The following is a 14,944-nucleotide window of genomic DNA, read 5'->3' as shown; positions in this document are numbered from 1 at the left end:
ATGTCATGCGTATCCAGCACGGCACCCAGCCCCGCCACAACAACATCCAGACCCAGCCCAGCCGGAGCACCCAACACCACCCACTGCGCAAAGCCCGGCCGTGCGGCCCGCTGGCCCAGCGCCCGCATGACCGGCGTCCACGGCACTTCCCCCACACCGACATCGGCCGCAGGGCGCGCCTCGCCGGACGTCTGCACCACAGCCGCCAGCCGTTCCGGTGTCTTCTCCTCGAAGACCTGCCGGGGCGTGATGACGAGCCCCGCGCGGCGGGCCCGCGAGGCCAGTTGCATCGAGCTGATCGAGTCACCACCCAGCTCGAAGAACCCGTCCTCCGCCCCGACCCGCTCCAACCCCAACACCTCGGCGAACAGGCCGCACAAGACCCGCTCGGTCTCCGTACGCGGCTCACGCCCTGACACACGCTCGGCGAAATCCGGCGCGGGGAGAGCAGCCCGATCCACCTTCCCGTTCACCGTCAACGGCAAGGCGTCCAGGACCACCACCGCCGTCGGCACCATGTACTCCGGCAACCGCCCCGCCACATACGCCCGCAACACCGCCGAGTCGACATCCCCCGGGCCATCGGACACGACATAGCCGACCAGGCGCTTCTCACCGGGGCGGTCCTCGCGGGCGATCACCGCGGCCTGCCGCACCTCGGGATGCGCGGCGAGCGCCGCCTCCACCTCACCCGGCTCCACCCGGAAGCCGTGCACCTTGACCTGCTCATCCGCCCGCCCGACGAACGACAACTGCCCGTCCGCCGTCCAGCGCGCCAAGTCACCAGTCCGGTACATCCGCCCGCCGTCCGCACCGAACGGGCACGCCACGAAGCGCTCCGCCGTCAGATCGGGACGGCCCACATACCCCCGCGCCACGCCCGGCCCGGCGATGTACAGCTCGCCCGTCGCCCCGGCCGGAACCGGATGCAGGAAGCCGTCCAAGACGTACGTCCGTACGTTCCCGAGCGGGCTGCCGATCGGGGGCGGGGCGTCGGACGGGCCGGTCGTGGCGTCCACCGGTCCGACGGTGGCCATCACGGTCGCTTCGGTGGGGCCGTACGTGTTCCACACCTTCGCCTGTGTCATCCAGCGGCTCGCCAGTTCTCCGGTCAGCAGCTCAGCGCCCAGAACCCAGTTGCGTACGCCTGGAACTGCCGACGGGTCCAGCACGCCCAGGAGGGAGGGCACGACGCTGGCCGTGCTCACCCCCGCCGACTCGATCATCTCCGCGAGCGCGGTGGGCTCCGCACGCTCCTCCGCCGATGCGATGGCGAGCGTGCCGCCACCGGACAGCGTCACCGCCACATCCAGCACCGCCGCGTCGAAACTGAACGACGCGAACTGCAACACCGTCACACCCTCGGCCACGCCCAGCACCGGACGCATCGCCGCCGCGAGATTCGCCACGCCACCATGCGCGACCGCCACACCCTTCGGACGGCCCGTCGAACCCGACGTATAGATCACATACGCCAGTTGCTCCCGCGCCACCCGCAGATCCAGCGGAGCCCCAGCCTCCGTAGCAAGCGCGTGAGCGACCTCCGGATCCTCCAGCAGCACCGCCCGCGCCCCTCCGACCGACACCCCCGCCAAACTCTCACCGACACCCAGCACGACGGCCGCACCACTGTCCTCGACCATGTACGACAACCGCTCCACCGGATACTCCGGATCCAGCGGAACGAACGCACCACCCGCCTTCCACACCGCCAGCTCGCCCACGACCATGTCGACACCACGCGGCAGACACAGACCCACCCGGCACTCCGGGCCCACCCCCAGCCCCACCAAATACCGAGCCAGCCGATTCGCCCGCGCCTCCAACTCCCCGTACGACAAGGCGTCCGAACCACACCGCACCGCCACCGCACCGGGCGCACACTCCGCCCGCGCGGCGAACAGTTCGGGGACCGACGCGTGCGGGACAGCGGTCGCCGTGTCGTTCCAGTGGTCCACGACCAGGGCGCGCTCCGGTGCGCCGAGCACGTCGATCCGGCCCACCGGTGTCGACGGGTCGTCGACGATCTGGTGGAGGACCCGGATGAGCCGGCGGCCCATCTCGGCGGCCTCCTCCTGGGCGACGAGGTCCGGCCGGGAGGTCACGCGGACGTGGAGGCGGTCGGTCGTGAGGACGCCGAGGGTCACCGGGTAGTTGGTCGCCTGGTGGCCCGCGGAGGAGGTGAAGGTGGGCAGGTCGTCGGCTGTCGGGCGGGTGGGCGGGGCGGGGTAGTTCTCGTAGACCACGAGGGTGTCGAAGACCGCTCCGGGGCCCGCGAGCCGCTGGATCTCGGCGAGGCCCAGGTGCTGGTGGGCGATCAGGCCGGACTGGCGTTCCTGGAGGGAGGCCAGCATGTCGGCGACGGGTTGCGTGCCGTCGAGGCGTACGCGGACCGGGAGGGTGTTGATGAGCAGGCCGATCATCGACTCGGCGCCCGGGAGTTCGGCCGGGCGGCCCGCGACGGTCGCGCCGAAGACGACGTCCGTGCGGCCGGCGAGGCGGGCGAGTACGAGCGCCCACGCGCCCTGTACCAGGGTGTTCACCGTGAGCCCGTGGGCGCGGCCCGTCTCTGTCAGCGTCCGCGTGTCGTCTTCGGAGAGCCAGAGGGAGGTCTCCTCCGGCAGGACGAGGGCGCCGCTCGGGTCCGCCGGTGCCACGAGCGTCGGCTCGTCCGCCCCGGCCAGCTCCGCCCGCCAGGCGGCACGCGCGGCCTCCTTGTTCTGGCGTCCCAGCCACGCCAGGTACTCGCCGTAGGAGGCCGCGCGCCCCAGTGCGGCCGGGTCGCCGCCCGCCGCGTACACCTGGGAGAGCTCCTTCAGGAGGACCGGCATCGACCAGCCGTCCATCAGGAGGTGGTGGGACGTCACGACGAGGCGGTGCCGTTTCTCGCCGAGTCGTACGAGGAGGAGTCGGAGCAAGGGGGGCACCGTCAGGTCGAGACGGTGGGTCCGTTCCTGTGCGGCCAGTTTCTCGGCCTGGTCGGTCATGTCCGGTTCGGCGAGGCCGGAGAGGTCGACGTCGCGCCAGGGCAGCGTCACGTTCCGGGTGATGAGCTGTACCGCCTCGCCCGACTTTCTGCGGTGGAAGCTGGCCCGCAGTGCCGCGTGCCGGCCGAGCAGCGCCTCCCACGAGGCGCGCAGGCGGCCGGTGTCCAGCGGTCCTGACACGTCCAGCAGGAACTGGACGGCGTAGACGTCGGGGCCCCGGTCGTCGAAGTCCGCGTGGAACAGCATCCCTTCCTGCAGCGGGGACAGGGGCCACACTTCGGCCAGGGCCGAGCCGTGGGCGGCGGTTGGAGACTTCACCGGGACAGACCTCCCTCGAGGTTCGCTGCTATCGCTTGGAACTGGTCGACCTCGTCCTGTTCCAGGTGGAGGAGGTGGAAGTCGGACGGGGTGTGCCCGCCCGCGGTGGGGTCGTCGGTGTGCGCGGCCAGGCCGGTGAGCATGCACACCCAGGTCCGGCCGATGCGTTCCGCGTCGGCCTCGGTGAGGAGCCGGCCCGGCCAGCTGAGCGTGACGGTGAGTTCGGGGCCTTCCGGGGTGTCCCGGACGGCCGCTATCCCTTCCAGGACGTGCGGGGCCGGTGTGTCCGAGCCGTCCGTGCCGCCGGCCGCCGCCGGGCCGGCCTGCTGCCAGGGTCCGACGTGTCCTGCGGTCCTTGCGCCCGCACCCGATTCGGTACCGGTCCTCGCCGCCTCGCCCGCTCCCCCGCCTGCGGCGAACCGGCCGAGGTAGTTGAAGCCGATCTGTGCCTTCGGGGCGGCTTCGAGAACGGGAGCCGTCCGGGAGTTGAGGTGCCGCAGCAGGCCGTAGCCGAGTCCGTCGCCGGGGGCCGCCCTCACCTGCTCCTTGACGGCCTTCACCAACGTACCGGCAGCCCGGCCGCCCGCCATAGCGCCGTCCAGGTCGGCGCCGGTCACGTCGAGCCGCACCGGGTGCGCGCTCGTGAACCAGCCCACCGTCCGCAGCAGGTCGGTCCCGTCCAGCTGCTCGCGCCCGTGCCGCTCGATGTCGAGCAGCAGCCCCGCCGCCCGGCCGGGTCGCCAGTGCGCCACCGCGCCCGCCAAGGTGGCGATGAGCACCTCGTGCACTCCGCAGTGGTAGGCGGCCGGTGTCCGGCTGACCAGGGTCTCCGCCTGTTCGGCGGGGACGGTCCACGAGCGGCGGCGCAAGGTGCGCGCGGTGTCGATGGCGGGGTCCAATGCCCGGTGGGTCAGGGGCGGTTGGTGCTCGCCCAGCAGGTTCAGCCAGTCCGTCAGCTCGGCGACGCGGCACTCGTCGGTCGCCTGCCGGGCCAGCAGTTCCGACCAGCGGCGGAACGATGTCCCCACCGGGTCGAGCCGGGGCGTCCGTCCCGCGGCCGCCGCCTCGCAGGCGGCCCGCAGGTCTGGGATCAGCACGCGCCACGACACGCCGTCGACCACCAGGTGGTGGGCGACCAGGACCACTCGTCCCGTGCGGCCGGGGCCTGCGTCGACCCATACGGCCCGCACCATCACCCCGGCCGCCGGGTCGAGCTGCCGCGCCGCTTCCCGCGCCGCCCGGCCCGCGACCTCGTCCAGCGTTTCGGGCGGGGTGGCGTGCACGGCTGCGGCCGGGGTGGCGTGCACCGGTGCGGCCGGGGAGGCGTGCACCGCTACGGCCGAGGTGGCGTCCACCGCTCCGGCCGAGGTGGCGTCCACCGCTACGGCCGGGGAGGCATCCACCACCTCAGCCGGGGTGGCGTCCACCACTCCGGCCGAGGTGGCGTCCACCACTCCGGCCCGGGAGGCATCCACCACCTCAGCCGAGGTCGCGTCCACCACTCCGGCCGGGGAGACCTCCACCGCTCCGGCCAAGGTCGCGTCCACCACTCCGGCCGGGGAGACCTCCACCGCTCCGGCCCGGGTGGCGTACACCGCTCCGGCCGGGGAGGCATCCACCGCTCCGGCCGAGGTGGCGTGCACCGCTCCGGCCCGGGAGGCGTCCACCGCCTCAGCCGAGGTCGCGTCCACCGCTCCGGCCGAGTTCGCGGGCACCATCGCGGCCGTCGCGTCGACGCGGGACACCCGGGCCGTCGCGTCGACCGACCCCGGCTCGCCGACGATCAGCTTCGGTTCGCCGGGGACCGTGCGGGCCCGCAGCATGTCGTGCGTGTCGAGGAGCGCGGCGAGGCCCGCCGTGAGGACGTCGAGGCCGAGGCCGGCCGGCGCGCCCACCGTCATCCACTGCGTGAAGCCGGGGCCCGCGACCTTCTCGCCGAAGGCTCGCATGACCGGCGTCCACGGGACCTCGCCGACGCCGCTGTCGGCCGCCGCGGCCTCGTCCGCGGCGGGCTGCGCCACCTCCGCGAGCCGTTCGGGGGTCTTCTCCTCGAAGACCTGCCGGGGGGTGACGACGAGGCCGGCCCGGCGGGCCCGTGACACGAGCTGCATGGAGCTGATCGAGTCGCCGCCCAGCTCGAAGAAGCTGTCCTCGGCGCCCACCCGGTCGAGCCCCAGCATGTCGGCGAAGAGGTCGCACAGGATCCGCTCGGCGGGCGTGCGCGGGTCGCGGCTCGTGGCGCGCCCCGCGAAGTCGGGGGCGGGCAGCGCGGCCCGGTCGACCTTGCCGTGGGCGGTGCGCGGCAGGGCGTCCAGGACCAGGACCGCCGTCGGCACCATGTACTCGGGCAGCACACCGGCGACGTACTCGCGGACCGTCCCGCCATCGACCGTCCGCCCGTCGGCGGCCACGTAGCCGATGAGGCGGCGCTCGCCGGGGCGGTCCTCCCTGACCGTCACCGCGGCGTGGCGCACGCCGGGACAGGCGGCGAGGGCGGCCTCGATCTCGCCGGGTTCGACGCGGTGGCCGCGGATCTTGAGCTGGTCGTCGGCGCGGCCCGCGAAGACGAGGCGGCCGTCGTGGGTCCAGCGGACGACGTCGCCGGTGCGGTACATCCGCCGGCCGGGTGCGAAGGGATCCGTGACGAAGGGGTTGGCGACGAAGCGCTGGGCGGAGAGTGCCGGGCGGCCCAGGTAGCCGCGGGCCAGCCCGGCACCCGCGACGTACAGCTCGCCGGGCACGCCCACCGGCACCGGGCGCAGGGACGGGTCCAGTACGTACGCCTGCGTGTTGGTGACCGGGCGGCCGATCGGCGGCGGCCCTTCGCCGTCCGGGGCGCTGTGCGGGCCGGGGCCGTCCGGGGCGCTGTGCCGGATCAGGCCCGCCGTGGAGATGATCGTCGACTCGGTGACTCCGTACTGGTTGTACATGGCGCGGCCCTTCGACCACCGTCGCCGCACCTCCGCGGGCATGGCCTCACCGCCCGTGATCAGCAGGCGGAGGTCCGGCAGCTCCTCCGGGGGCATCTGGGAGAGGAAGGTGGGCGGGATCGCGGCGTGGGTGATGCGGCGGGTGCGCACCAGGCGGGCCAGTTCCTCGCCGGAGATGTCGAGGCGTGTCGGGGCGAGGACGAGCCGGCCGCCCGCGCACAGGGTGGGCCAGATGTCCGCGAGCGACACGTCGAAGCTCGGCGAGACGAGTTGCAGCACGCGGCTGTCCGGGTCGATCGCGTACCGCCGGACGTTCTCCGCGACCAGGTTCCGCAGGCCGTGGTGCGACACCGCGACACCTTTCGGGGTGCCGGTGGAGCCCGAGGTGTAGATGACGTACGCGGCGTGGGCGGCCGTCAGCGGTACCGACCGCTCCGCGTCCCGGACGGGGCCCGCCGGGAGCCGCCCGATTCCGTAGGCCACCACCGGGTCGTCGACCACGACGACCCGTCCGGCGAAGCCGTCGGGCACCGCGCCCCGCGAGGCCGTCGTGCACACCACGACCGACGGGTCCGCGTCGGACAGCACATGGGCGAGCCGCTCCGCGGGGTAGCCCGCGTCCACCGGAACGAACACGCCGCCCGCCAGCGACACCGCGAGGAGCGAGACCAGCAGGGACACGGACCGTTCACCGACCACGGCCACCCGCACCTCGGGCCCCACCCCCGCGCGTATCAGGTACCGGGCAAAACGGTTCGCCTGCACGCCCAGCTCGCCGTAGCTGAGCTGCCGTTCACCCGATACCAACGCCACCGCGTTCGGGGCCTCCGCCACCCGCCGGGCGAACAGCTCGGGTGCCAGCGCGTCCGGGACGGGGGTCGCCGTGTCGTTCCAGTGCTCGACGACGCGGACGCGTTCGGCGGGGGTGAGGACGTCGATCTCGCTGAGGCGCAGGCGCGGATCGGCCGCGACCTGTTCGAGTACGTGGGCCAGGCGTTCCGACAGCGCCTGCGCGGTGTGGTGGTCGAAGAGGTCGGTCGCGTACAGGATCTCGCCGTCGAGTCCGGCCGGGGCCCCGTGCTCGTCGCGCCGCTCGACCATGGACACCGCCAGGTCGAAACGGGCGGAGAGTTCGGGGGGCAGCGGCGCGGGCCGGACGTCGACGCCCGGTAGCTCCCAGGCGACTTCGGGCACGTTCTGGAGGGCGAGCATCACTTGGAAGAGCGGGTTGCGGGAGAGCGAGCGGGTCGGGTTCAGCTCCTCGACGAGACGCTCGAAGGGCACGTCCTGGTGTGCGTAGGCCGCCAGGTCCGCGGCCCGCACGCGTTCCAGCAGCTCGGCGAAGGTCGGGTCCCCGCTCACATCGGCGCGCAGGACGAGGGTGTTGACGAAAAAGCCGGCCAGCTCCTCCAGCGCCGCGTCGCCGCGGCCCGCCGCCGGGGTTCCCACGGCGATGTCGTCCCCCGCTCCAAGGCGGGACAGCAGCAGCGCGACCGCCGCGTGCACGACCATGAACATCGTCGCCCGGCCCTGCCCTGCCACCTCCACAAGGCGGCCGTGCGTGAACGGGTCCGCCGCCACCGGCACCAGCCGGCCCCGGAACGACGGCACCGCGGGCCGTGCCCGGTCCACCGGCAGCACCAACTCCTGCGGCATTCCCGACAAGGCGTGGCGCCAGTAAGCGAGTTGGCCGCTCAGCACGCTCGCCGGGTCGTCCAGCTCGCCCAGGACCTCGCGCTGCCACAGCGCGTAATCCGCGTACTGCACCGGCAGCGCATCCCAGCCCGGCGCCCGCCCCTCGCACCGCGCCGCATACGCGGCCTCCAGGTCCCGCGCCAGCACACCCATCGACCAGCCGTCCACCGCCACGTGATGGGCCACCACCGACAACACGTACTCACCGGCGCCCACGACCACCAGACACACCCGCCACGGCAGATCCGTCCGCAGGTCGAAGCCGGTGGCCAGCTGACCGGCGAGCGTCCGGTCGAGGTCGGCCTCGTCGGCCCGCACCACGACCAGCTCCGGACGCCCTGCGTCGCCGTGCCGCACCTCCTGATGGGGAACACCGTCCACGTCGGGCAGGACGGTCCGCAGACTCTCGTGGCGGTCGGCCACGTCACCAAGCGCCGCCTCCAGCGCGGCCACGTCCAGCACACCCGAAATGCGCAGGGCCAGCGGCAGGTTGTACGCGGACGCCGCGCCCGGGACCGTCTCCTCCAGCCGGTTCAGGAACCACATCCGCTGCTGCGCGAACGACAACGGCACCACGTCCGGCCGCACCCACGGCCGCAGCACGAGCCGACCTTCCCCGACGCCGCCCGCGCGTCCACCGGCGAGTCGCGCGAGACCCGCCACCGTCGGCGCACCGAACAGCTCCCCGATCCCCACCTCGACGTCCAGGACCGCACGCACCCGCGCCACCAGCCGCATCCCCGACAGGGAGTCCCCGCCCAGATCGAAGAAGCCGTCCTCGATCCCGACCCACTCCAGGCCCAGCACCTCGGCGAACAGACCGCACAGGATTTCCTCGGTCTGCGTGCGCGGTTCGCGCCGGGACACGCGGGCGGCGAAGTCCGGTGCGGGGAGGGCGGCGCGGTCGAGCTTGCCGTTGACGGTCAACGGCAGCGCGTCGAGGAGCAGGACCGCCGCCGGGACCATGTACTCGGGCAGCGCCTTCGCCGCGTAGTCCCGTATCTCCCGGGGGTCGAGGCTCCGCCGCGTGGCGGGGACGACGTAGGCGACCAGTCGTTTGTCGCCGGGGCGGTCCTCGCGGGCCACCACCGCCACCTGGCCGACCGCCTCGTGGCCGGCAAGGACCGACTCGACCTCGCCGGGCTCCACCCGGAACCCGCGCACCTTCACCTGCTCGTCCGCCCGCCCCACGAACAGCAGTTCCCCGTCGGCCGTCCACCGGACGAGGTCACCGGTGCGGTACATGCGCCGCCCACCCGCACCGAACGGGCAGGCCACGAACCGCTCAGCCGTCAGACCGCGCCGGTTCAGATAGCCGCGCGCCAGACCGGACCCGGCGATGTAGAGCTCGCCCGTCACGCCGGGCGGGACCGGTTGCAGCGCCGCGTCCAGGACGTACACCTGCCGGTTGGCGAGCGGGCGGCCGATGGGGAGCGTCGGGCCCGCCTCGTCCTCGGGCCGCAGCGCGTGGGTCGTCGCGCAGAGGGTGATCTCGGTGGGGCCGTAGAGATGCCGTACCGCTACCTCAGGGCACGCCTCCCGCACCCGCGCCACGGCTGCGGCCGGCACCACATCGCCGCCCGTCAGCACCTCACTCAACCCCGCGAAGCATGCCGGGGACTCCTCCGCCAGCACCCGGAGCATCCCCGCCGTCACGTGCAGCACGGACACCCCGTTCTCGATGGCCGCGCGGATCCGCGCCGTGTCCACCGCGCCCGGCTCCGCGATCACCACACAGCCGCCGGCCGCCAGCGGCACCCACACCTCGAACAGCGACACGTCGAAGGCGTGCGGCGCGTGCATCAACACCGCATCCTCCGGGCCCACCGGCCAGCCGGAGTCTGCAACCAGCCCCGCCACACTCCCGTGCGGCACGACCACACCCTTCGGCACACCCGACGACCCCGACGTGTACATCACGTACGCCGCGTCCCGCGCGCCGACGCGGACGAGCGGGCGGTCGCCCGGACGTTCCGCGACAGCCGCACGGGTCCGGGGGTCATCCAGCACCACCAACTGAGCACCGGCAGGGACCGCATCCCGGTACGCCCCGGTACACACCACCGCTACCGGCGCCGAGTCCTCCAACAGAAACGCCACCCGCTCCGCCGGATACTCCACATCCACCGGCACATACGCCGCCCCCGCACGCCACACCGCCAACAGCGCCACCAGCAGGTCGGCCGAACGCTCCATCACCACCGCGACCCGATCACCGCGCCCCACACCCACACCCGTCAGATACGACGCCAACCGATCCGCCGCCGCGTCCAACTCCCCATAAGACAGAGCCTCCTCGCCACACCGCACCGCCACCGCATCCGGCGTGCGCTGCGCCTGTGCGGCGAACAGTTCCGGCACCGACGCGTCCGGGGCTGTGGCCGCCGTGTCGTTCCAGTGCTCGACGACGCGGACGCGTTCGGCGGGGGTCAGGACGTCGATCTCGCTGAGGCGGAGGTGCGGGTCGGCGGCGACCTGCGAGAGGACTCGGCCCAGCCGGTCCGCCAGCGCCTGGGCGGTGTGGTGGTCGAAGAGGTCGGTCGCGTAGAGGATGTCGCCGTCGAGTCCGGCCGGGGCCCCGCGCTCGTCCCGGCGTTCCGTCAGAGTCACCGCGAGGTCGAAGCGGGCGGCCGGGGCGATCATCGACGTGGAACGCACCTCGGCGCCAGGGAGCCGCCACTGCGGTTCGGGCACGTTGTCCAGGGCGAGCATCACCTGGAACAGGGGGTTGCGGGAGACGGAACGTGCCGGGTTGACCTCCTCGACGAGGCGCTCGAAGGGCACGTCCTGGTGCGCGTAGGCCGCCAGGTCCGCGGCCCGCACACGCTCCAGCAGCTCGGCGAAGGTCGGGTCGCCGCTCGCGTCCGCACGCAGGACGAGGGTGTTGACGAAAAAGCCGGCCAGCTCCTCCAGCGCCGCGTCCCCGCGGCCCGCGATCGGCGTGCCCAGCGGGATGTCGTCGCCCGCTCCAAGGCGGGACAGCAGGAGGGTGACCGCCGCGTGCACGACCATGAACATCGTCGCCCGGCCCTGCCCGGCCACCTCCACCAGGCGGCCGTGGGTCTCCGCGTCCGCCGCCACCGGCACGGGCCGACCCCGGAAGGACGGCACGGCAGGGCGTGCCCGGTCCACGGGAAGCGCCAGCTCTGACGGCATGTCCGCCAACGCGTCGCGCCAGTGGGCCAGTTGGCCGCTCAGCACGCTCGCCGGGTCGTCCAGCTCACCCAGGACCTCGCGCTGCCACAGCGCGTAATCCGCGTACTGCACCGGCAGCGCACCCCAGCCCGGCGCCCGCCCCTCGCACCGCGCCGCGTACGCAGCCTCCAGGTCCCGCGCCAGCACACCCATCGACCAGCCGTCCACCGCCACGTGGTGCGCCACCACCGACAACACGTGCTCTCCCGGTCCGACGGTGACCAGGCACACCCGCCACGGCAGGTCGGCGCGCAGGTCGAAGCCGCGCTCCACCTGCTCCGCCAGGACCTCGTCGACCTGCTGCTCGGCGCACTCCGCGGTCAGCAGGGGCGGTCGGCCCGCCGCCCCCTCGATCACGTGCTGACGGGGTACGCCGTTCAGCTCGGGCAGGACGGTCCGCAGACTCTCGTGGCGGTCCGCCACATCACCCAGCGCCGCCTCCAGCGCGGCCACGTCCAAGGCGCCCGAAATCCGCAGCGCCAGCGCCAAGTTGTACGCGGCGGCCGCGCCCGGGGCCGTCTCCTCCAGCCGGTTCAGGAACCACATCCGCCGCTGCGCGAACGACAACGGCACCACGTCCGGCCGCACCCACGGCCGCAACACGAGCCGCTCCCCCGCCGGCCGCTCCCCCGCCCCGCCCGCACGCTCACCGATCAGCCCCGCAAGGCCCGCGACCGTCGGCGCACCGAACAGCTCGCCGATCCCCACCTCGACATCCAGGACCGCACGCACCCGCGCCAACAGCCGCATGCCCAGCAGCGAATCCCCGCCCAGGTCGAAGAACGACGCGTCGGTGGCCACCCGGCCCAGGCCGAGCACCTCGCCGTACAGGCCGCACAGCACGTCCTCCATGGGCGTCGCGGGACCGCGGACAGCGCCCGCGCCCGCGAAGTCGGGGGACGGGAGGGCGGCGCGGTCGAGCTTGCCGTTGACGGTGAGCGGCAGCGCGTCCAGGACCAGCACGGCGGCCGGGACCATGTAGTCGGGCAGGCGGTCGGCCACGTATCCGCGTATCTCCCGGGGATCGAGGGCGCCGCGGTCCCGCTGCCGCTCGTCCGGCACGACGTAGCCGATGAGCCGCTTGTCGCCGGCCGAACCGGCGTCCTGGCGGGCCACCACGACGGCCTGCCCGACCCCCGCGTGCCCGGCAAGGACCGACTCGACCTCGCCGGGCTCCACCCGGAACCCGCGCACCTTCACCTGCTCGTCCGCCCGCCCCACGAACAGCAGCTCCCCGTCGGCCGTCCACCGGACGAGGTCACCGGTGCGGTACATGCGCCGCCCACCCGCACCGAACGGGCAGGCCACGAACCGCTCAGCCGACAGGCCGCGCCGGTTCAGATAGCCGCGCGCCAGACCGGACCCCGCCACGTACAACTCCCCCACGACGCCCGGCGGGACCGGCTGCAGCGCCGCGTCCAGGACGTACACCTGCCGGTTGGCCAGCGGGCGGCCGACCGGCAGCGTCCCGGGGCTGGGCGCGCCCACCGGCAGCACATGCCATGTCGCACAGAGGGTGATCTCGGTGGGGCCGTAGAGGTGCCGTACCGCCACCTCCGGGCAGGCCTCCCGCACCCGCGCCACCGCACCAGCCGGCACCACATCGCCGCCCGTCAGCACCTCACTCAACCCCGCGAAGCATGCCGGGGACTCCTCCGCCAGCACCCGAAACATCCCCGCCGTCACATGCAGCGCAGAGACCCCGCTCGCAATAGCCGCACGGATCCGCCCCGCATCCACCGCGCCCGGCTCCGCGATCACCACACAGCCACCGGCCACCAACGGCACCCACACCTCGAACAACGACACATCAAAGGCATGCGGCGCATGCATCAACACCGCGTCCCCCGGACCCACCGACCAGCCGTCGACGTCCCCCACCAGCCCCGCCACACTCCCGTGCGGCACCACCACACCCTTCGGCACGCCCGACGACCCCGACGTGTACATCACGTACGCCGCGTCCTCCGCGCCCACCGAGACCGCGGGCCCATCGGCATGGCACTGCGCGACCTCCGCACGGACACGGGGATCGTCCAGCACCACCGACTCGACATCCGCGGGGACCGCGCCCCGGTACGCCTCTGTGCACACGACCGCCGCAGGGGCGGAGTCGGCCAGCAGGAACGCCACCCGCTCCGCCGGATACTCCACGTCCACCGGCACATAGGCCGCCCCCGCACGCCACACCGCCAGCAGCGCCACGACCAGGTCGACCGAACGCTCCATCACCACCGCGACCCGATCGCCGCGCCCCACACCCACACCTGTCAGATACGACGCCAGCCGACCCGCCGCCGCGTCCAACTCCCCATAGGACACGGCCTCCGCGCCGCACCGCACCGCCACCGCGTCCGCCGACCAGCCGAGCTGGCGGGCCAGCAGCTTCGGCACCGTGTCCGCCGCCGTCGGGCGTGCGGTGGCGTTCCATGTGTCGAGCAGTTCGTCGCGCTCGGGGGCGGACAGGAGCGGTACGCGCCCCACCCGCTGCGCCGGGTCGGCCGTCAGCCGGTCCAGGAAGCGGAGGAAGGAGCGGTGGCTGCCGCGGAGCCACTCGCGGTCGTAGGACGCCGGGTCGGCCTCGAAGGTGATCTCCATGCTCCGGTCGGCGGAGGCGCCGCTCACCAGCACGCCGAACTCCTCGACGCGGCGGCTCGACAGGTCGCGTACGACGGCTCGCCGGGCGCCGAACGACAGGGTTTCGCCGGCCATCGGCATGACGTTCACGTACGGGCCGAAGTACCAGCGGTCGCCGGTGGGCCAGTTGAGCTCGCGGCGCAGCCGCTCGCCGCGGAAGTCCTGGTGGTCGAGGAGGTCTCCGATCTCGCCGGCCGCTGTCCGCGCGAGGTCGAGGAGGCTCGTGCCGGCGGTCACGGGGAGGCGCAGCGGCAGGATGTTGGCCATCGTGCAGGGGGTGCGTCGTGCCTGGTCGCTCGTGCGGCCGGCCACCGGCAGGCTCAGGATCGCCTCGTCGGAGCCGCTCAGTCTGCCGACGAAGGCGGCGGCCGCCGCGACGACGAGGCGTGGCCAGCTCACGCCGGCGCGCGTGGCCGCGGCGCGCAGGGCCGCGACGGCGCGGGGCGGCAGGTGTCCTGTCTCGCGCAGAACTCCACCCCAGGCTGCGGGTTCGTCGGGGGCGGCCGTCGTCGTCCGGTGGCCGGGGACACCGGTCAGGTCCGGGCGGTCCGCGAAGTGCTCGTGCCAGTACCGGCGGTCGGCCTCGTACCGCTCCGAGGCGCGGTGGGCGGTCTCCCCCTCCATCAGTTCGCGCAAGGGGGCGTGGTCCGCCGGGGTGAAGGGTTCTCCGTCGAGGAGCGCCGTGTAGACCTCCGCGGCGCGGCGGGCGAGCAGGGAGCAGCCGTAGGCGTCCATCAGGAGGTGGTCATAGCGCTGGTACCAGATGTGGTGGTCGGGTGCGAGGCGGAAGAGGGCGTATGTGAAGGGGCGGTCGGCGTGGGCGGCCATCTCCTGGTTCAGTTCCGCCCGCATCCATGCTTCGGCGGCCGCCTGCGGGTCGTCCGCGGCGCTGAGGTCCAGGAATTCGACGGTCGGATGATTCGCTTCCCCGGCTCCTTCTGAGGGAAATGCCATCCGTGATCCGCCGGTGCCGTCGTCCTCGAATCGCGCGTGCAGGATTTCGGTCTCGTCCGTCAACTGCCGGAGCGTGCGCTCGAATACGTTTTTGTCGATGGGTCCGAATATTTCGACGTACTGCCCGACGCTGTACAACCGGCGGGAGCCCGCCACGCGTTGTGCCAGCCATATTCCCTCCTGGGCGTCAAGGAGGGGCAGAGCGTGAGCAGCGTTGCCGTTCATCAT

The 14,944-nt window shown here is 73.3% G+C and carries 2 protein-coding genes; both read right to left on the bottom strand.

Annotated elements, in window-relative coordinates; genetic code table 11:
• A partial coding sequence (locus tag ACI2L3_RS39705; RefSeq protein WP_404757350.1) for an amino acid adenylation domain-containing protein occupies nt 1-3,305 on the bottom strand: 3,305 nt, incomplete at its 3' end.
• A complete protein-coding gene (locus ACI2L3_RS39700) occupies nt 3,302-14,941 on the bottom strand; it encodes an amino acid adenylation domain-containing protein (RefSeq protein WP_404757349.1) in 11,640 nt (3,879 codons plus the stop codon). The genes ACI2L3_RS39700 and ACI2L3_RS39705, both read right to left, overlap by 4 nt.
• Nucleotides 14,942-14,944: the final 3 nt, after the last annotated feature.

Source organism: Streptomyces sp. NPDC029674, from assembly GCF_044903205.1.
Taxonomy (GTDB): domain Bacteria; phylum Actinomycetota; class Actinomycetes; order Streptomycetales; family Streptomycetaceae; genus Streptomyces.
The sequence above is the reverse complement of the archived record's forward strand: the minus strand, read 5'-3'. Positions and strand labels throughout refer to the sequence as shown.

Excerpts from the sequence above, each read along its gene's own strand:
- ACI2L3_RS39700 (WP_404757349.1), bottom strand. The coding sequence starts at position 14,941 with ATGAACGGCAACGCTGCTCACGCTCTGCCCCTCCTTGACGCCCAGGAG.